This is a genomic window from Paraburkholderia fungorum (assembly GCF_046026025.1).
Classification (GTDB): Bacteria; Pseudomonadota; Gammaproteobacteria; order Burkholderiales; family Burkholderiaceae; genus Paraburkholderia; species Paraburkholderia fungorum_E.
On sequence record NZ_JAQQFL010000011.1, the window covers coordinates 154787 to 172629 of the forward strand.

General features: G+C 61.3%; 17 protein-coding genes. 10 read left to right on the forward strand and 7 right to left on the reverse strand.

Going from position 1 to position 17843, the window contains the following annotated elements; genetic code table 11:
* The first annotated feature begins 229 nt into the window (after positions 1-229).
* Positions 230-355 carry a hypothetical protein gene (locus PQR67_RS14750; RefSeq protein WP_408460191.1) on the forward strand — a complete coding sequence of 42 codons (126 nt, stop codon included), beginning with the start codon at positions 230-232 and terminating at the stop codon, positions 353-355.
* 35 nt (positions 356-390) lie between these two features.
* Here the strand turns inward: PQR67_RS14750 and PQR67_RS14755 are convergent, their stop codons facing one another.
* Positions 391-1089 carry a J domain-containing protein gene (locus tag PQR67_RS14755; protein WP_408460194.1) on the reverse strand — a complete coding sequence of 233 codons (699 nt, stop codon included), beginning with the start codon at positions 1087-1089 and terminating at the stop codon, positions 391-393.
* A 484-nt stretch (positions 1090-1573) separates the two neighbouring features.
* On the opposite strand from PQR67_RS14755, the gene PQR67_RS14760 reads away from it, so the two are divergent.
* From PQR67_RS14760 to PQR67_RS14785, 6 genes are all read left to right on the forward strand, one after another.
* On the forward strand, positions 1574-2233 hold the full coding sequence (locus tag PQR67_RS14760) for an NADPH-dependent FMN reductase (protein ID WP_408460197.1): 660 nt from the start codon (positions 1574-1576) through the stop codon (positions 2231-2233).
* A gap of 389 nt (positions 2234-2622) precedes the next feature.
* On the forward strand, positions 2623-2838 hold the full coding sequence (locus tag PQR67_RS14765) for a DUF6566 family protein (RefSeq protein ID WP_408460200.1): 216 nt from the start codon (positions 2623-2625) through the stop codon (positions 2836-2838).
* A 223-nt stretch (positions 2839-3061) separates the two neighbouring features.
* Positions 3062-4516, forward strand: a complete 1455-nt coding sequence (gene iaaH / locus PQR67_RS14770; RefSeq protein ID WP_408460203.1) for an indoleacetamide hydrolase — start codon at positions 3062-3064, stop codon at positions 4514-4516.
* Between the two features lie 15 nt (positions 4517-4531).
* The gene (locus PQR67_RS14775) at positions 4532-5365 is read left to right on the forward strand and encodes a CDP-diacylglycerol diphosphatase (protein WP_408460206.1); all 834 of its coding nucleotides are present in this window, start codon (positions 4532-4534) and stop codon (positions 5363-5365) included.
* Between the two features lie 249 nt (positions 5366-5614).
* Complete coding sequence (locus PQR67_RS14780) at positions 5615-6613, forward strand: fatty acid desaturase (RefSeq protein ID WP_408460209.1); 999 nt, start codon at positions 5615-5617, stop codon at positions 6611-6613.
* 597 nt (positions 6614-7210) lie between these two features.
* Positions 7211-9238, forward strand: coding sequence for a phosphocholine-specific phospholipase C (locus PQR67_RS14785; RefSeq protein ID WP_408460212.1), 2028 nt, complete (start codon positions 7211-7213; stop codon positions 9236-9238).
* Positions 9239-9260: 22 nt separating this feature from the next.
* On the opposite strand, the gene PQR67_RS14790 is transcribed toward PQR67_RS14785, so the two are convergent.
* Together PQR67_RS14790 and PQR67_RS14795 are read right to left on the reverse strand one after the other, a co-directional pair.
* On the reverse strand, positions 9261-9797 hold the full coding sequence (locus PQR67_RS14790) for a hypothetical protein (protein ID WP_408460215.1): 537 nt from the start codon (positions 9795-9797) through the stop codon (positions 9261-9263).
* An 18-nt stretch (positions 9798-9815) separates the two neighbouring features.
* Positions 9816-10457 (reverse strand): cysteine hydrolase family protein, encoded by a 642-nt coding sequence (locus PQR67_RS14795; protein ID WP_408460218.1) that lies wholly within the window; start codon positions 10455-10457, stop codon positions 9816-9818.
* A gap of 150 nt (positions 10458-10607) precedes the next feature.
* Here PQR67_RS14795 and PQR67_RS14800 point away from each other — a divergent pair, with 150 nt between their 5' ends.
* From PQR67_RS14800 to PQR67_RS14810, 3 genes are all read left to right on the forward strand, one after another.
* Complete coding sequence (locus PQR67_RS14800; protein WP_408460221.1) at positions 10608-11219, forward strand: winged helix-turn-helix transcriptional regulator; 612 nt, start codon at positions 10608-10610, stop codon at positions 11217-11219.
* Positions 11220-11316: 97 nt separating this feature from the next.
* On the forward strand, positions 11317-11625 hold the full coding sequence (locus PQR67_RS14805) for a DUF4148 domain-containing protein (RefSeq protein ID WP_408460224.1): 309 nt from the start codon (positions 11317-11319) through the stop codon (positions 11623-11625).
* Positions 11626-11772: 147 nt separating this feature from the next.
* Positions 11773-13425: an FAD-dependent oxidoreductase gene (locus PQR67_RS14810; RefSeq protein WP_408460227.1), complete on the forward strand. Its 1653-nt coding sequence runs from the start codon at positions 11773-11775 to the stop codon at positions 13423-13425.
* 80 nt (positions 13426-13505) lie between these two features.
* Here the strand turns inward: PQR67_RS14810 and PQR67_RS14815 are convergent, their stop codons facing one another.
* The 4 genes from PQR67_RS14815 to PQR67_RS14830 all read right to left on the reverse strand — a co-directional run bounded on the left by PQR67_RS14815 (position 13506) and on the right by PQR67_RS14830 (position 17803).
* Positions 13506-14876, reverse strand: a complete 1371-nt coding sequence (locus PQR67_RS14815; RefSeq protein ID WP_408460230.1) for an MFS transporter — start codon at positions 14874-14876, stop codon at positions 13506-13508.
* A 65-nt stretch (positions 14877-14941) separates the two neighbouring features.
* Positions 14942-15763: an enoyl-CoA hydratase-related protein gene (locus tag PQR67_RS14820; RefSeq protein WP_408460342.1), complete on the reverse strand. Its 822-nt coding sequence runs from the start codon at positions 15761-15763 to the stop codon at positions 14942-14944.
* Between the two features lie 34 nt (positions 15764-15797).
* Positions 15798-16574: an enoyl-CoA hydratase-related protein gene (locus PQR67_RS14825; RefSeq protein WP_408460233.1), complete on the reverse strand. Its 777-nt coding sequence runs from the start codon at positions 16572-16574 to the stop codon at positions 15798-15800.
* An 11-nt stretch (positions 16575-16585) separates the two neighbouring features.
* The gene (locus PQR67_RS14830) at positions 16586-17803 is read right to left on the reverse strand and encodes a CaiB/BaiF CoA transferase family protein (RefSeq protein ID WP_408460345.1); all 1218 of its coding nucleotides are present in this window, start codon (positions 17801-17803) and stop codon (positions 16586-16588) included.
* Positions 17804-17843: the final 40 nt, after the last annotated feature.

Below are 17843 nucleotides of genomic sequence, written 5' to 3' on the forward strand. Positions count from 1 at the left end.
ACCTGTGTTCTTTTTATCTCTCCGACTGATTCTGCCGCGCCAGTCTTGCGCGCTCGTGACACTTCGATGACGTGGTCCGCGGCACTGCAAGTGCCTGTGTGCCGGAACGGCCAGCCAGCAGGCACCGCCGGCACCGCTGCCACCATTGGCATCGCGCGTTGCATTTGCGACGAAGTTCAGGAGCGCAAAGTCGAATCTTTCAGCATGCTGTCAATCGCGAGCCGGCCGCATGCGCGAACGCCGCTGGCATTTCGCTGTCGCGAGCCTGATGGCGGGCGTGGGCCTGCTGAGCGCCGCGCTCTTCTCCGGCGCATGTCTCGCCTTCTGCCTGCCACGCGAGCAGGTTTGCCAGTAACCATCCGGGCGGCTTGAGTGCCGCCCGGATGTCGTTCAGAACTTCAAGCCGTTCAGGAACTGAAACCAGAGTCCACCCAGTACGCTGGCAGGATGGGCAGCGTTCGCGCTTTCTTCGCGCTTGCCGGGGTTGCTGTGATTGCCGGGGTTAGGCGGCGCGCCTCGATTGACGGCGGCGTCATCGTTCCTGGCTTGCGTTTGCGCCTGCGCCGCGGAGGCAACATCGGGGACGTCCGCCGCATTTGCCGCCGCCTCGGCCGCAGTTTGCGCCTTCTCCGCCTCGCGCCGCGACGCCTGCAAGGCCGAGACACTGTCAGCGATCTGCGCGGCCCGCCGCGCCTCGCATTGGCGTCCTAGCAGCACGCCGAACAACACATCGCGATTGTGGCCCGCGTCGGCGAAACGCATGGCAAGCGACACCATCTCGGCGTAGGCCGCTTCGTCCGCGGCACGCGCCGCCGCCTCGCGTTCGGTCTGCGTTTTTTGCCGGCGCGCACGCTGCGCTTCCCAGCCGCGCATCTGCTCGGTATAGACGCTGTCATACACCCTGCGCTGCGCCGCGTCGGACAGGATCGCGTACGCGTCCTTGATTTCCTGGAAGGTGGCGCGCGCAACTTCTTCGGCGCCGCTATTGCGATCGGGGTGCCATTTCATCGCGGCCTTGCGGTAGGCCCGTTTGATTTCTTCGTCGGTGGCGTGCATGGGCACACCGAGCATGTCATATAGAGTTGCCATCGCTTGCTCGACCTCGCCGGGAATCATTTCGCGGACCATCGTAGCATGCAAAAAACGGCTTTCTCGTGAAGCGGCCGACGCTCACGCCATTGAAAGGCCAGACGAAAAAAAGGCCCCGCTACTGGCGTAGCGAGGCCGAATCCCATGTCAAGGAGATGTCATGGAGGAGACGACCCGATCATAAGCTTGCGTCATCGCCGCCCCAACCAATGCTTCGCCATATGCTTATCCGGCGCGCCTTCAACTGCATTGCACAGGATGGAGTATCGGGTCTGGAGCGAGTTCGAAGCCGGGTTCGCAGCATCGGTCAAACATGCCGCCGAGCCGCCAATAACCCCGCGCGGTTATATCGTTAGAACAAAAAGTCGCTTCGCCCGGGTCGCGGCGATCATTAAGATAACGCTTCAAAGTCCGGTTCGCCCCGGTTCGTCTACGCGCAGCCCCGCGCCAGCGTCCCGTGAGCCGCTACCGAAGGAGCATTTCGTTGACCAGTTTCGATCATCAGCGCCGGCCACTCGTCATCGGCATCGGCGGCACGACACGCGCGGCGTCCTCGACCGAGCGCGCACTCGGCTTTGCGCTGCGTGGCGCGGAAGCCGCGGGCGCGAATACCAGGCTGTTCGGCGGCACCTTCCTGCATAGCCTGCCCCACTATGCCCCCGAAAATCCTCAACGCACCGACGAACAGCTCGAACTGATCGAGGCCGTGCGCCATGCGGACGCGCTGATCATCGCGACGCCCGGCTATCACGGCGGCGTCTCGGGTCTCGTCAAGAACGCGCTGGACACGCTCGAGGAACTGCGCGCCGACGAGCGTCCGTATCTGGATGGCCGCGCGGTCGGCTGTATCGTCACCGCGTATGGCTGGCAGGCTGCCGGCTCGGTGCTGACGTCGCTGCGCTCGATCGTCCACGCGTTGCGCGGCTGGCCCACGCCGTTCGGTGCCGGGATCAACACGCTGGAAACGCGCTTCGACACCGTCGATACCTGTTCCGACGCCAAGGTTGCCGATCAGCTCGCCACGGTCGGCCAGCAGGCCGCGCAATTCGCGCTGGCGTTCAACGCGCACCTCACTCCGAGCGCCGCGCCGCTCGGCCAGGCAGTCAAGGAAGCGCAACCCGCCCGCCTGCTGCACGCGGTCTAAGCGCGAACCGAACGACATCGTGGATCGCGGTTCGCGATCCACGAATCCTGCGCCAATCTCCCGCACTCCCCCACATTCCCGTTGCCGGCCGGTTTCCTCGACCAACCGCACCGCGCCCGCTCCGTTCCAAACCGTGCGCCACATAACAGACCGTCCGTGAACAAGGCGGGATAGTGTCTTCACGTCTGGCGACTATGGACCGATCCGTCCTCCTGAAGACCGTTCCAGAATCGCGCTGATTTGCTTACGAGGAAAGATTGGTTCACCCGCTGCGCGGCGCGGCCTACGCTTGATCCTGCCCGCTGACTCACCGGTTGCCCGACGCACAGGGTTGCGTCCCGCTTGCCGGCTCCCTGGCAACACACGCGGGCACACTCACTGCCACGATCATGAATTCACACATCCGCTACAAAGGCTACGAAGTCGCACCGGCTGCACAACGGCTACCCAACGGCCTGTTCGCCGCCAACCTGACTATCGAGAAAACCACCGCTAACCACGGTCAGGCCTACTCGTTCGACGCGCTCGATTACTTCTTCGACGAAGAGCACGCGCTTGCCTATGCGTTCCGCTGGGGGCGCATGTGGATCGACAGCCGAAAATAGCCGCGGCACGTCTCGCGGCACATCTAGCAACCCACGGCACGTCTGCTAGTGCCCAAGCTACTCACCGTTGCGCGCACGCCGGTCACGCGTACAAAACCAGCAGGGCTTAGCGGTGCCGCTGACCGGCAACCCGACTCACGCAGGCCTCTTTGCGATCCCTGACGTCGGTTTCAAAACGACTGTGCCAGAATAGGCGACACCTGAGTTCAAGGAGTCGCCTGCAATGACGTGGACCGTCGATCAACAGTTAGCCCTAAACGCAACGGAAGCGATCGCCGCGATCCAGTCCGGGCGCCTCAAAGCCGCCGACTATATGGCCACGCTGCTGGCGCGCGCGGCGTCGCTCTCGAGCCTCAATGCGCTCACCACGCTCGATCTCGACGGCGCGCTCGCCGCCGCGCAACGCATCGATGCGTTGCCGCCCGCAACCAGAGCGCAGTTGCCGCTCGCCGGTTTGCCGATCGTCGTGAAGGACAACGTCAACACGGCCGGCCTGCAGACTTCGGCCGGCACGCCCGCTCTTGAGGGCTTCGTGCCGAAGACGAATGCACCTTCGGTACAGCGCCTTCTCGACGCCGGCGCAATCGTCCTCGGCAAAGCCAACATGCACGAACTCGCGTTCGGCATCACCAGCACGAATCTCGCCACGCATGCCGGACCGGTACGCAATCCCTACAACCCCACCCTGATCCCAGGCGGCTCGTCGGGCGGCACGGCCGCCGCGATCGCCGCGCGCATCGCGCCCGCGGGTCTCGGCACCGACACCGGCGGCTCGACGCGCATTCCGGCGGCGTTGACGGGCATCGCGGGATTTCGTCCGTCGGTCGGCAACGGTGGCGCCGAGAGGCGCTATCACGACCCGAATGCCGTCGTGCCGATCAGCCATACGCGCGATACGGTAGGACCGATGGCGCGCACGGTTGCCGATCTCGCCTTGCTCGACGGCGTGATCACCGGAGCGGGGCCATTGCCCACGCTCACCTTGAGCGGCCTGCGCATCGGCTTGCCCGCACCGCTCTGGGAAGGGCTCGAAAAGCAGGTGGACGACGCCGCGCGCGCCGCCTTGCGGCGCCTCGAAGCAGCGGGAGTCACCTTCGTGCCCGTCGCGATGAGCGAACTGGAAACCTTGAACGGCCTGGTAGGCGGTCCGATCGCCATCCATGAGGCGCGCGAGGACGTACGCACCTGGCTCGTCGCCAACGATGCGCCGGTCAAGACGGTGGCTGAACTGGCGGCCCGCATCGCGAGCCCGGATGTACGCGCGATCTACGACGATGTGCTCGCCGACGTGCTCGGCGACCGTTACGACGCGGCACTGCTGCAATGGCGGCCGCGTTTGCAGCAGTACATCGCGGCGACCTTCGCCGATGAGCGCCTCGACGCGCTGCTGTTCCCGACCACGCGCCTCGCCGCGGTGCGGATCGACGACCTGAACGGTTCGTCGACCGTCTCGATCGATGGCGCCGCGCCACTCGATACCATGGAAGCGTTCCTGCGCAACACCGACCCAGCCAGCACGTCCGGCATTCCGGGCTTGTCGCTGGCGGCCGGGATGACCGCCGGCGGCCTGCCGGTCGGCCTGGAACTGGACGGCCCGCTTGGCGAGGACCGTCGGCTGCTGGCGATCGGCGTCGCGTTCGAGCAATTGCTCGGCGTGCTGCAGGCGCCGGTGCTCTGAGCGCGCGGCTTGACGATGTCTCTCAAGAATGCCGCTGAAAACAGCACTAAAAAAACGCCGTTCCGCAGACTGACGAGCGTGCCAAGGCCGCGCCGTCTGCGGCAAACGATTCTGCGATCCGTCGCGGCATTGGCGCTCGCCTGCACCGCCGCCGCCTGCGCGCGCCTTGCCGCGGTCGATTCGAACGCGCTCTGGAAAATCGTCGATGTGCGTTGCGTACCGTCGCAACAGGCCACCGGCACGCCGGGCCAATGCACGGTCGTCAATCTCGACAAACGCTATGCGATCCTGAAGGATATCGTCGGCCGCTCGCAGCATCTGCTGATTCCCACCGACCGCGTCACCGGCATAGAAAGCCCATTCGTACTGGAGCCGAATGCACAGGACTACTGGGACGACGCGTGGGCTTCGCGGCTTTACGTCGAGAAGTCCGTCAAGCAGATGTTGCCCGACGATCAACTCGGCCTCGAGATCAACTCGCCATACCGCCGCTCGCAAAACCAGTTGCATATCCATATCGATTGCATGCAAGGCAGCGTGAGCGCCGCACTCGCGCGTCACGCGAAGGACGCACCAGGCGAGTGGCAGTGGGACACGCTCGACGGCCGGCGCTACCGGGTCATGCGCGTCACCTCGCTCACGCAGGCGAACAATCCGTTTCGCATTGTCGCGCGCGACAATCCGGACAGCCAGGCAATGGCCATGCAAACCATCCTTGTGACAGGTGCGGGGCCGTCGGCACAGCAAGACGGCTGGCTGATCGTCAATAGCGGTCTGGATGTCGGCAACGGCAGCGGCACGGCGGAAGGTCTGCTCGATCATGCTTGTCGCGTGGGTGACAGTGATTGAGTGAGTGTCGATTGCCTGGGTTTTGCAAGACGCTCTGAGCAGCAGACAGTACCGACCCGGCTCGGCGTAAGGGCCCGCGATGTGTCCCCCGGATTTTGCATCGCTTTTGCATCGCTTTTGCATCGCTTTTGCATCGCTTTTGCATCGCTTTTGCATCTATACGCAGATGCATTGCTGAACAAAATGGTTCTGGTGCTGCCCATTGGTCCGTAGGATCGGTCTAAACCTGCATTCCGACCGATCCAGCCGATGGCGATTTATCTCGACGACACGCAACGTAAAACACTCGCCCACCAGGCTGCAAGCTGGACATGGCGCACCCAATGGCCGACGTGGCTGCTGATCGTCACGATTTACGGCGGATGGTTCGGTACAGCGACGCACGCGCGCACCCTGGGCCTGCCACTCACCGTCGCGCTGCTGGCGTTGTTGGGCGCGTGGTACATGTCCCTGCAACACGAACTCCTGCACGGTCATCCGACACGCTCGCCGCGCTTCAACGCGCTGTTGGGATTCGCGCCGCTCGCGGTGTGGTTTCCGTATGGCGTCTACCGTGATTCGCATCTGCAGCATCACGACGATCCGCATCTGACGCGCCCGGAGCGCGACCCCGAAAGCTATTTCGTGAGTGAGCGTGTATGGCAACGCGCGGGTTTTGCGATTCGTACGCTGCTCACCTTGCGCAATACGTTTGTCGGCCGCCTGCTGGTTGGGCCGGCTTTTTCCATTGCGGCGACGGCCGCGAACGCGCTCGGCAAAATCAAACGCGGCGATTGGCGCGACATGCCGACGTGGCTCGCTCATCTGGCCGCGCTAGCCGCACTGACGGTGTGGCTTCAGCGCGTCTGTGCAATCCCGGCATGGGTCTTTATCGTCGGTGGCGGGTATGGATCGCTGTCGTTGGGTTCGATCCGCTCGTTTCGGGAACATCGCGCGGCACCTGCGTACGAGCATCGCACCGTCGTCAACGAAGCCGCGTGGTTCTGGCGGCTGCTGTTTCTGAATAATAACTACCATCTGGTTCATCACGACTTGCCGCATGTACCGTGGTTCGCACTCCGGAATGTCTATGAAACGTCGCGCGAGCACTACATAGAGCGCTCGGGAGGTTTTCTGGTGAAGGGTTACGGCGAATGGCTGAAGCTTTACGCATTCGCTCCGGTTGCGCATCCGGTGCACGATCATCCGTCCGGTTTGATCCACGGGAACGCACCTGCTTCCGATGGTTCTATCACGTTGAATTGCTGATGGCGCAAAAGCGCAGTCGACGCGGTTCTGCACAGAGAGCGGGCAGATTCTGGGCACGCTCCGTAAAGCGATGCCACGCGGCAAAGCGTTCGCCGAGTTGTTTGCGATAGAGCGAAGCGCGCAGTAGATCAAGTACCCCTCAGGACCCTCGGCAATAGCTTGCTGAAAACATCGGTCTACAACGACCCCGGAATGTGGAAGAATGTCATCGCAGTCTCTGGCGGCGTCGTTATAAAACTCGAAGCCCCCGCCATGCATGCGCGTTCCTTGATCCGGGGAGATCAAAATGAACACCTGTCCTTCCAGGTCGGATTTTATGTCCGCGGGATTGCCCCAGCACGCGAGTCTCGGCGCGAAAGCGTTGCCGCTGACTCTCGCCCTTGCGCTGGCCGGCTGCTGCGGTCCCGGCGCAACGACCTGCAGCGCGTCGTCCGGCAGGACAGCAAACCAGCCAGCCGCCAATACAGGCGCCGCTTCGACGCCCACCGCACCCGAGCTGCACTGCGCGCCTTAGCGCAACAACCGAAGAAGTTCCCGATGAACGCGTCGCGCGTTGTGCCGGGCACATACGCGCTCTGTATTCTCCAGGGTGACCCGATGAAAATTTCTAACCAAAGACGTCAGTTCCTGCGCCTCGCGGCCCGCTCGGCTGCTGCATCGGCGGCCGCATCGGTCATGCCGGGGCTGATCCGCGACGCACTCGCCACGCCCGCGGCGGGAGTGACAGGCACGATCGACGATATCCAGCATATTGTCATTTTCATGCAGGAAAACCGCGCGTTCGACCACTACTACGGCACGCTGCGCGGCGTGCGCGGCTTCAACGACCGCCTGGCGATTACACTGCCAAACGGCAACCCGGTCTGGAAACAGCCCTACCCGGGCAATCCGGCCGGCTACATTCTGCCGTTCCGCATAGATTCGACGACCACCAGCGCGATGTGCGTGGATGCCCCCGCGATGAACTATGCAATCGACATGGCAATCTGGAATCAAGGTCTTTATAACGCATGGAATACGGCGCGGCCGCCGCGTCTCGGCATGGGTTACTTCATGCGTAGCGACCTGAGCTTCTACTATGCGCTGGCTGACGCGTTCACGATCTGCGACCAGTACTATGCGTCGGTGATGACGCAGACAAATTCGAACCGTCTGCACGTTTTTAGCGGGAGCAACGGGCTGTCCGTGGGCCAGCCGCCGACCTTGGGCAACCTCGAGCCAACGCCGGGATTTGGCTGGCCGACCTTCGCTGAAACCCTCGAAGCCGCGAATATTAGCTGGAAGGTCTATCAGCAGGTCGACAACTTCGACGACAATGCGCTCGCCTGGTTTCAGAATTTCAAGGCTGCACCAGTGGGCAGCGCCTTGCACAGGAAAGGGCTTGCGACCGTGCCGGATATCGCACAGGCATTCGCCGCGGATGTTGTCGCGGGAAGCTTGCCGCAGGTGTCGTGGGTCATCGCACCCACACCATTTTCCGAGCACGCGAACTACCATCCGGCCGACGGGGAAGACATGACCGCGCGACTGCTTGCAGGTCTGGTCGCGAGGCCGGACGTGTGGTCGAAAACGGTGTTCCTGCTGAACTATGACGAACAGGGTGGCTTTTTCGATCACTCCCCCCCACCTGCCCCGCCCGGTTCCGCCGCTCAGGGTCTGACGACGATGACGACGACAGGCGAGGTCTCCGGTGGCCAGCCAATCGGCCTGGGGTTTCGCGTACCGATGATGGTGATCTCCCCCTGGAGCAAGGGTGGTTATGTGTGTTCGCAGGTTTTCGATCACACGTCGATTATCCAGCTCGTCGAGAAACGTTTCGGCGTGCATTGTCCGAACATCAGTGCGTGGCGTCGTTCGGTCTGCGGCGACCTGACGTCGGCGTTCAACTTCCGGAGTACTCACGCTGACTGGCCGAAGTTACCGGATACAAGCGGCTACGTCGCGGCGGCCGATCGGCAGTGCGGTTCATTGCCCGCGCCGACCATTCCGGCCGTGCAGTCCATGCCGAAGCAGGAACCGGGCACGCGACCTTCGCGCGCGTTGCCGTACGAATTTCACGCAAGCGGACGGGTCGATCCGGCCGGAGCCACGTTCTCGATGACCCTCGCGAACAGCGGTGCGCAAGGCGCGGCGTTCTCCGCCTATGATCTCGCGACGCCTGCCAACCCACCGCGCCGTTACGCGGTCGATGCTGGCAAGCAGCTAACGGATTCATGGCGCGCTTCGACGTTGACGGGGAGCCGGTACGCGCTGGCGCTGCGCGGTGCAAATGGCTTTCTCAGGGTGTTCGGCGGCGAGGTGGCCGCGACAGCGGCCGCATCTGCGGCGAATCCCGAGATTCGCGTGTGCTATGACGTCGCGAACAGCGCCGTCTATCTGACGTTGATGAATAGCGGCAACGGTCCGTGCACGTTTACGGTGGCGTCGAATGCATATCGCAAAGATGGACCGTGGACGTTCGCGGTAAAAGCCCGCAGTGTCGCGGACGCACACTGGTCTGTCGTGGAATCCGGCAACTGGTACGACTTCAGTGTCACGGTCGATGTACAACCTGCGTTCGTGCGCCGATTCGCCGGGCGACTGGAGAACGGCAGCGATCTGATCAGCGATCCTGCTGCAGCGTGAGCCGGCCAAACCGGGCGCTATCTCACCCCCACCGTTTGGCACGCGCTTTACCCTCGATGTCCCTGGCGAACAGGGGTGTCTCCTCGGCATTGTGCGCAGTTAAAGCCTGCTGCGCGAATTCGCTTGCCTTGGCGAAAGGCACACCACGCTTGTCCAGCACCTCGAGATAGCCCGGGGCGGAGTGGACCTCAACGCTGTTAGTCAACCTTGTCGTGTCCGCGTCGATCGCGTCGACGTTGAAAGACCAGATCACGACGATCTTGACGCTGCTGCCAGTGTCCGGACCGATTGAGTCCGACAACGACACCAGTCGACACTGGCTTCGCTCCGCGATGTCCTCGACATAGTGCTGCACCATCAGATTGCCAACGCGCTCCACATTGATAGACATACGCTTGCCCTCAGGGGTGAGGGTTGCAGCCGCCGCAATGTGATTCTTCGAACAGGCCTGATATTCGCTGTCGGTCAGCGTGAAGACCCATTCGGTCAGATCGATGGAAGCCAGTGGCGCATGAATGGTGGCTTCGGCCATCGACCTGGCGATGATTTCATCGGTCATTTGTCGATCTCCGCATGCTCAAGCTGACAGCTTCGCGACGATCTCGCCGGTCGAGACAATGGCGTTCGCGTAAGCCGGCAAGTTGAACTGCAGCGAGGCGTCCATCTCGGCGTGACCGAAGCTGCCGATGGCGTCTTTCACGAGCGTGACTTCGTAACCGAGCTCGGCGGCAAAGCGCACGGTGGATTCGATGCACGTGTTGGCGCGCATGCCGATCACGATGACCTTGCGGACGCCATGCTTCTTGAGCTGGAGGTCGAGATCGGTGTTGGCGAAGCCACTTGAGAGCCAATGTTCCTGAGCGACGACCTCACCGGGACGCGGCTCGAAATCGGGGTGGAAGCTTCCGCCCCAGGTTCCTTCAGCGAAACTGCGTCCCTTGGCAGCGGCCACACCGATTGGCGGTGTCGTCTTCCAATGACTGTGCAGATCGCCTTCATGCCAACGATGGTGGGGCGCGATGAAGACCTGCACGTTGGCTGCACGCGCTGCAGCGAGGACTTGCCGCATATGCTCGACGACATCGTTCGCTTCGAGGGTCGTGCGACTGAGTTCGTAGAGCTTGCCACCCTCCGACAGGAAGTCGTTGTAGGGATCGACGATCAACAGCCCTGTCAGTTCAGGTTCGTACGTCAGCTCGGAGTTCGACTGGTTTGTCATACCGGATGTCCCTTTGGTTGGATGACCTTGTTGCTACAATATTTGAAGTCACTAGGTTTGTAAAGGACATAACGTGGGATCGGCGAACGGTGGCGATCTTGGAAAGCAAACCGGACAGGTTCACAATGCAGGGTTCAGTGAGGGACCAAGATGAAACAACAGACTACTGGCGAGACGCTTTGCCCTCTCGCTCGCGCGGCTGCCGTCATTGCGGATCGCTGGACGATCCTGATCCTGCGCGAGTTGAGAATGGGCAATGACCGCTTCGACGGCATTCAGGCACAGACCGGAATGTCGCCCAACCTGCTTACCCAGCGCCTCAAAATAATGGAGGACAACGGGCTCATCGAGCGTCGGGTTTATCAGGAGCGACCCAGGCGGCACGCCTACTGCATTACTGACAAGGCGCGCGAGCTTGACGGCATGATGCTGACCCTTCGTTTGTGGGGAATGCGGCACTGCGGGCTGGACCCGAAGGCTGAAGGCGCTGTGACCATGATGCATCGGCGAACCGGCGCGGTAATTGGCACCGACTGGCAACCCGAAGAAGAGGATTTACCTTTTGCTTTCAGCCAGGTCGAAACTCGGGTAAATCCAGCATGGGCTGCGGAACGTACCGCTCGCGCGGAAGCTTTCGCGACTGGACGGCGCGTTCAGGTTTCCAGGCGCACACCGCAAAAAAAGCACACCCCGGCGGCATTGAAAACGGAAAGCGGAAAACGCGCTCCGCGAAAGCGCGATTCTGCTTCCTTGAAGGATTGACGTTCTACGAACACGCGCCGGCACTCCAGAGGTGACACGCCGGTGCCCTACCCGGTCTGGCGCGCTTGGGGAAAATCGGACTGGAAGGATACGTAATATGAAGAACCAACCGCGCAAATGTCTGCTGCTTTCACCGTTGCTTATCGTGTTCGCTGGCTGCGCGGCAGGCGGCATGCCGCAAAGCGCGGCGCACCTGAGCACGGTGCAATGCCGTGACCTGGCCGCGCTCAGGAACAATGCTCCCCCAACCCCCGAGCGAAATCGCAGCGAACTGGCAGCGTTAAGGAAAGCCGGCTACGACCCATCAAGGTGGTTCGACCCATACTATCCGGGGGACCTGCAGGCGGCACAGCGCCAGGTCGATCGCTGGTTCCAGACGGAGTGTCAGCAGGTGCCGCCCGCTTGACGTCAACCTCATTTGAGATTTAGCTTACCTGACGCATTTTGAACGTCAGGTGGCTGAGCGGTCTGCTTGCGCATGTCCTTTTGTCAGGCAGACAACCGGAAGGCACCGCTACCGAGCGTCATCTCACTTGCCTGTTGGGACGAAGCCATGCTGACAATCGACGACATCCGGGCGGTTCCGCTGTTCTCGACGCTCCCTGACAACGAACTGGAGCATCTCGCGCACACGTCCGCAGACCTGCATCTGTGCGCGGGTGAATTCGCGGTCCATGAAGGTGGAGAGCGCGCACTGTACGCCGTTCTGGCCGGCAAGATGGAAGTCATCAAGACGTTCGACGGTATCGAGCGCACGCTGGGCTGGCGTCTGCCCGGAACCATCTTTGGCGAAGTGCCGCTCGCGCTGAGTTCTCCGTTTCCTGGGGCCTATCGGGCCGCGGAGCCGTCACGTGTCATGCGTGTGGATGCGCCGAGTTACTACGTACTTGCCGCGGCGTCGCCGGAAATTGCGTTCAGGATGGGCGCACTTGCGCGCGAGCGCATTGGCGGATTGCAGGGCCTCTCCGCTGAGCCGCCCAAGGCCCGCGTGATCATGATTGGAAGTCGCTGGGACACCGCTTGTACGGCGTTGCGCCAGTTCCTCGCCCGCAACCAGATCAGCTACGACTGGATGACACCGGATGCGCCCGAACTGACGGCGCGCTGGCCTGGAACCTGTCCGCCAGAGCAGGATTGCCCAGCATTGCGACTGGTCGACGGGACGGTGCTGAGCCGACCTACGACACGCGAGCTTGCGGAGTTGCTGGGGCTGCAGACACAGCCCCGCCTCGCCGAATACGACACGATGATCATTGGTGGCGGGCCGGCCGGTCTCGCTGCGGCCGTGTACGGGGCGTCGGAAGGCTTGCGTACTGTGGTGCTCGAGCGCGAAGCGCCAGGCGGGCAGGCCGGAACCTCCTCGCGCATTGAGAACTACCTCGGCTTTCCCAACGGGGTGTCCGGCGACGAACTGGCAAGCCGTGCGCTGCAACAGGCAAGGCGGCTCGGTGCAGAGATTCTGGTGACACGGTCTGTCGCTCGAATCGATATCGCCGGGCGTTGCGTTCACCTTGACGGAGGCGACGTCATCCGGTCGCGAACGATCATCCTCGCGACTGGCGTCACGTGGCGCCACCTCGCGATCGACGGCTTCGACCGGTTTATCGGTAAAGGCATTTACTACGGCGCGTCACGCAGCGAAGCGAGCGCTACTCACGGACTCGACGTCTATCTGATCGGCGGTGGAAACTCGGCAGGCCAGGCGGCGCTGTACTTTGCCAATCATGCACGCATGGTGACGCTGGTCCTGCGAGGCGATTCGCTGGAGAAAAGCATGTCTCGCTACCTTGTCGAGCAGCTTCGTGGGAAGTCAAACGTAGCGGTGCAACTGCGATCGGAAGTCGTTGGTGCGCGCGGCGATACCCATTTGACTGCAATCGACGTACGCGATGGGTTGAGTACCGAGGTGCGTCGACATGACTGTGGTGGATTGTTCGTGTTCATCGGGGCCGATGCGGAGACCGAGTGGTTGCCGGCGGAAATCGCACGCGACGTGCGTGGCTATGTTCTCACCGGCGACGACGTCGTCAAGGCGGGACGCTGGTCGCATAGCCGGGATCCCTACCTCCTCGAATCGAGTGTTCCTGGCGTGTTTGCCTGCGGGGATGTGAGGTTGAGCCCGGTCAAGCGCGTCGCTTCAGCGGTTGGTGAGGGCAGCATGGCGATCGCGTTCGCCCACAAATATCTGCAGCACGACGCCAGCTAGCATGGGGTGTGACAGTGAGGTGTTACGGGCGCGATCCTTAAAAATCGCGCCTGTTGGTATCGCTGGATCCGTGCGCTCGATCAGCGAGCCGTCAACCGCTCATTTCCGGAAACACGTTTCCCTGCGTGGCGCTCAAGGCTCCTGACTCGCGCGTCCTGCCTCAACCCCCAGACCCACGTTACGGCAAGACAGGGAAGCAACGACGCAATCGAATAGCCTACACCGGCAAGCGGATTACCGGTCCAGCTCACGAGTGTCAGACTGATCAGCGGCAGAAAGCCTCCGAACAGAACATTACCGAGTTGCTGGGCCAGCCCGAAACCCGTGGTGCGGCTTTGCGGGGGAAAGCATTCTGCGATGAACGCGGGCAGCGGCGCCATGATCATCGCCGTCAGGATTGCGAGCACCGCGATCAGCAAAGAAACCTGCACCCATTGGGCCGACGATACACTCGCCTTGATGCCCGCAAAGGCCGGATAGGCGGCAACGATCCATAGCACGATGCCGATCAGCATCACTCGGGCACGCCCGATCCTATCCGAAAGCATCCCGAACACAGGATAGAACGGTGCAGCGATTAATATGGCCGTGCCCAGACAAAGATTCGCCGTTGTCGGTTCCACCTTGAGCACGTTCTGGAGAAAATACAGCATGTACACGATCGAGGTGTATAACGACACCGAGGTACCGCCTTGTGCACCGAACATGGCGACGAGAATCGCTTTCCACGAAGATCTACTCGAAAGCGTGTCCTGCAGCGGATTTTTCGACAGACGCCCCGCTTCTTTCATTTCCGAGAAAATGGGTGTCTCGGTCATGCCGAGCCGGATCCATGTCGCCACTGCAACGATGGGTGCGGAAATGATGAACGGCATACGCCATCCCCATGCCTCGAAACTGGACGTATCGAGCGACAGTTTCAGAATGGAAACAATGGCAAGCGCAAGCAGTAGACCAATGCTCGCGGTGCCCTGCAATATGCTTGTCGACATGCCTTTGCGGCCTTCGGGTGCATGCTCCATGACATACACGACCGCAGATCCATACTCGCCACCGAGTGCGACGCCTTGAACAATCCGCAGCGTGATCAGAGCAACAGGTGCGGCTGCCCCGACCATGGCATAGGTCGGCAAGCATCCGATACCCACGGTGGCAATCCCCATCAACGCCAGCGTAATCACGAACGTCTTCTTGCGGCCGATCCGGTCCGACATCGGGCTGAAGACGATCGTGCCCAACGGGCGCGCGACGTATGCTATGCCGAAAGTCGCAACGCCTGCAAAAGCGGCGACGACCTTGTCCGTGCCAGGGAGAAACAAATGCGTCAGTGTCGCGGTCAATGCGACGTAGACAAAGAAATCGTAGTACTCGAGCATCGTTCCAAGGCATGAAGTTGCGATGATCCGCACCATCCCTGGTTGATGATCGTGAGCATGCGTCTTATTGGACATGCCAGTCTCCTTTATATGTATGGATCAGCAGCGCGCAGTTTTCACCGTTGCGCCGGTGCTGCTAACTACATCCGGTTTTTCCTCTCCTGAGATTGCCGCTCCAGAAAACTGGAGACTGCCTGTTTGTGCTCCTCGCCAGACAGCAGGATGGCCTGCATGCTGGCCGCCATCTCGAGTGCCGCAGACAGCGAGCAACTCGCGGACTCGCGCACGAGTTTTTTGGCCATTCGCATGGCTCGCGGCGGATTTTTCGCAAGACGTCTGGCAAGCGCAAGTGCTTCGCCATCCAGTTGGTCGTCTGCAAAGACCTTGGCCACGATGCCGAAGCGTTCTGCCGCCGCGGCGTCGAGGAACTCGCTGGTGAGTGTCATCTCGAGTGCCTTGGCAGGGCCTACGATGCGTGACAGGAACCACGCGCCGCCGATCCCCGATACCAATCCGAGCCGCAGGAAGCTTTCCGCAAATTGCGCACTTTCACCTGCAAGACGGATGTCACACATCAGGGCAAGGTCGCAACCTGCCCCTACTGCTGCACCATTCACAGCGCAGATCGACGGAATCTCCAGATTGCTCATAACCCGCGTAATTCGATGCAGGCTTTTTTGCAGGCGGTCGCGCACATCTTCTACCCTTCCGCCCATCAGATCCTTGCCGCTTTGCATGTCCTTGACATTACCGCCGGTGCAGAAATGTTTCGAAGAAGACCGTAACAGAAGGCAGTTCACATCCTCGCTGAGATCCGCTGACTCGAGTGCGTCCGATAGCGCTTCGGTCATGACCACCGTTAGCGCATTTCCATTCGCGGCGCTATTCATGGTGAGAGTGAGCACACCTGATTCGACCGACCTCGTGACCAACTCTGTTTCTGATTGCTGCAATGACACGATTGACCTCTGGATAAAAAAAAGAGAAGTTCGGTGACTACCGGTTCACAAAGTCGGGCCGGCGTCGCTCGAGGAAAGCCGCCATCCCCTCCTTCTGATCGGCAAGGGAAAATCCCGCATGAAAGAGTCGCCTCTCAAACAGCAATCCTTCGGATAACGACGATTCGAATGAGCGGTTAACCGATTCCTTGATCGCAAGCAGTACCGGTAGCGAATGCCGCGCAACCTGCTCGCCTACTCGCATGGCCTCATCGATCAACCCGTCCCGTGGTACGACCTTCGAGACCAGGCCGCACAGCAGTGCCTCCTGCGCAGACATCGACTCGCCAGTCAGGCATGCCAGCATTGCCGTGGATTTCCCCGTCGCTCGCGGCAAACGTTGGGTACCGCCAGCACCAGGCACGATGCCCAGCTTGACCTCGGGTTGCCCGAATACCGCGTCGCTTGCCGCGATCACGATGTCGCACATCATGGCGAGTTCGCACCCGCCTCCCAATGCATACCCGCCCACGGCGGCAATGATCGGCTTACGCAAGCCGCGGATGTGATCCCAACCGCGGCCGATATACTCTTCACAGAACGCCGTCGGATAGTCGAGCTTCGACATCGCGACAATATCCGCACCCGCAGCAAAGGCCTTTTCCGATCCGGTCAGCACTGTGGCGTGCACATCCGATTCGGATTCGATGTGTTGTAGCGCCGCGACCAGTGCATCGATCAATTCGTCGGTCAGCGGATTCAGTTTGTTTTCCGATGCAAGGCGAAGCAGTGCCACCTTGCCGTGCGTTTCACGCCGGACAATCCCGTTTGACATCTATCGTCTCCTCAGGTCGCAACGGCATGAGCCACGCCGGCGCGTATTACGCCGGCGTTCAGAAGATCTGCGATCTCATCGTCCTGAATGCCGTACAGTTTGAGCATTTCAACCGTATGCTGTCCCGTCAGAGGCGCGGGAAGCTCTTCTTCTACCGGCTTATCCGATGGACCGAGAGCGAATCCATGCGTGCGCAATGTCCCAGCGGTTGGATGTTCTACTGTGCGTGCCATGCCGCTCTCACGATATTCAGTTGTCCCGGTCACTTCGCTATAAGTCGCAACTGGGGCGCAGATGATGTCGCGTGGCACGAGTCGTTCAATCCACTCGGCTGTGGTTCGCTCAATAAAGCGCATCGCTAGTAGTTCATGAAGAACCTGACGATTGCGCACGCGATCGTCGTTGGTCGCAAAGCGCGGGTCGCGCTCGAGTTCGGGCGCTTGCACGACTTCGCATAGCGCACTCCAGCGGGTGGTGTCGTAGGCGACGACCATGACCCAACCGTCGCGTGTCGGAAACGCCTCATTAGGACATGCATAAGGCGCGGCGCTACCCGTTTTCTCAGGATTTCTACCTGACGCGAAAAATGCCGCAAAGCCGATTTGCTGGAGCATCAGCGTCGCGTTGTAGAGGCTGACGTCCAGATGCTGGCCGGCCTGATCCCTGTGAACCCGATGCAGTGCGCCAAGTACTGCAATTGCCGCCAGGTATCCGCCGATCATGTCGGCAACCGGAATCGGCACCTTTAACGGATCTTCCTGGATCGCACCGAGCGTACTCATGAGCCCGCTAACAGCCTGAATCACGCCGTCGACACCCGCGCGGCGCATATTGCTACCGGTCTGGCCGAACGCGGAGATCGAGCAGTAGACAAGTTTCGGATGGTCTTTACGCAGGGATTCGTAGTCCAACCCCATTGACGCCATGACGCCGGGTCGGAAATTTTCAACCAGCACATCGGCTTCGCGAAGCATTTTCCGGATCACGCGTCTGCCGGAGTCAGCCTTCAGATCAATCGACACGCTCTGTTTGTTGCGATTGACGCTCATGAACGCCGCGCTCTCGCCATTGATCCACGGCGGACCAATCTTGCGGCCAATTTCGCCGTGCGGCGGCTCGATTTTGACGACGTGGGCGCCAAGATCCGCCAGCGTCATGGAACAAACCGGGCCCGCCAGAACGTGCGAGAAATCGACGACTCGCACCCCCTTCAAACTGTCTCGTATCATTGTTGATTGTCCCGTCTCGCGGCGTGCCATTGCGGCCAGC

What these genes read in the sequence shown, in the direction of transcription:
- PQR67_RS14750 (WP_408460191.1), top strand. Translation starts at nt 230, where the DNA reads ATGCGCGAACGCCGCTGGCATTTCGCTGTCGCGAGCCTGATGGCGGGC.
- PQR67_RS14755 (WP_408460194.1), bottom strand. Translation starts at nt 1,089, where the DNA reads ATGGCAACTCTATATGACATGCTCGGTGTGCCCATGCACGCCACCGAC.
- PQR67_RS14765 (WP_408460200.1), top strand. Translation starts at nt 2,623, where the DNA reads ATGAATTCACACATCCGCTACAAAGGCTACGAAGTCGCACCGGCTGCA.
- iaaH (WP_408460203.1), top strand. Translation starts at nt 3,062, where the DNA reads ATGACGTGGACCGTCGATCAACAGTTAGCCCTAAACGCAACGGAAGCG.
- PQR67_RS14775 (WP_408460206.1), top strand. Translation starts at nt 4,532, where the DNA reads ATGTCTCTCAAGAATGCCGCTGAAAACAGCACTAAAAAAACGCCGTTC.
- PQR67_RS14780 (WP_408460209.1), top strand. Translation starts at nt 5,615, where the DNA reads ATGGCGATTTATCTCGACGACACGCAACGTAAAACACTCGCCCACCAG.
- PQR67_RS14785 (WP_408460212.1), top strand. Translation starts at nt 7,211, where the DNA reads ATGAAAATTTCTAACCAAAGACGTCAGTTCCTGCGCCTCGCGGCCCGC.
- PQR67_RS14790 (WP_408460215.1), bottom strand. Translation starts at nt 9,797, where the DNA reads ATGACCGATGAAATCATCGCCAGGTCGATGGCCGAAGCCACCATTCAT.
- PQR67_RS14795 (WP_408460218.1), bottom strand. Translation starts at nt 10,457, where the DNA reads ATGACAAACCAGTCGAACTCCGAGCTGACGTACGAACCTGAACTGACA.
- PQR67_RS14800 (WP_408460221.1), top strand. Translation starts at nt 10,608, where the DNA reads ATGAAACAACAGACTACTGGCGAGACGCTTTGCCCTCTCGCTCGCGCG.
- PQR67_RS14805 (WP_408460224.1), top strand. Translation starts at nt 11,317, where the DNA reads ATGAAGAACCAACCGCGCAAATGTCTGCTGCTTTCACCGTTGCTTATC.
- PQR67_RS14810 (WP_408460227.1), top strand. Translation starts at nt 11,773, where the DNA reads ATGCTGACAATCGACGACATCCGGGCGGTTCCGCTGTTCTCGACGCTC.
- PQR67_RS14815 (WP_408460230.1), bottom strand. Translation starts at nt 14,876, where the DNA reads ATGTCCAATAAGACGCATGCTCACGATCATCAACCAGGGATGGTGCGG.
- PQR67_RS14825 (WP_408460233.1), bottom strand. Translation starts at nt 16,574, where the DNA reads ATGTCAAACGGGATTGTCCGGCGTGAAACGCACGGCAAGGTGGCACTG.
- PQR67_RS14830 (WP_408460345.1), bottom strand. Translation starts at nt 17,803, where the DNA reads ATGATACGAGACAGTTTGAAGGGGGTGCGAGTCGTCGATTTCTCGCAC.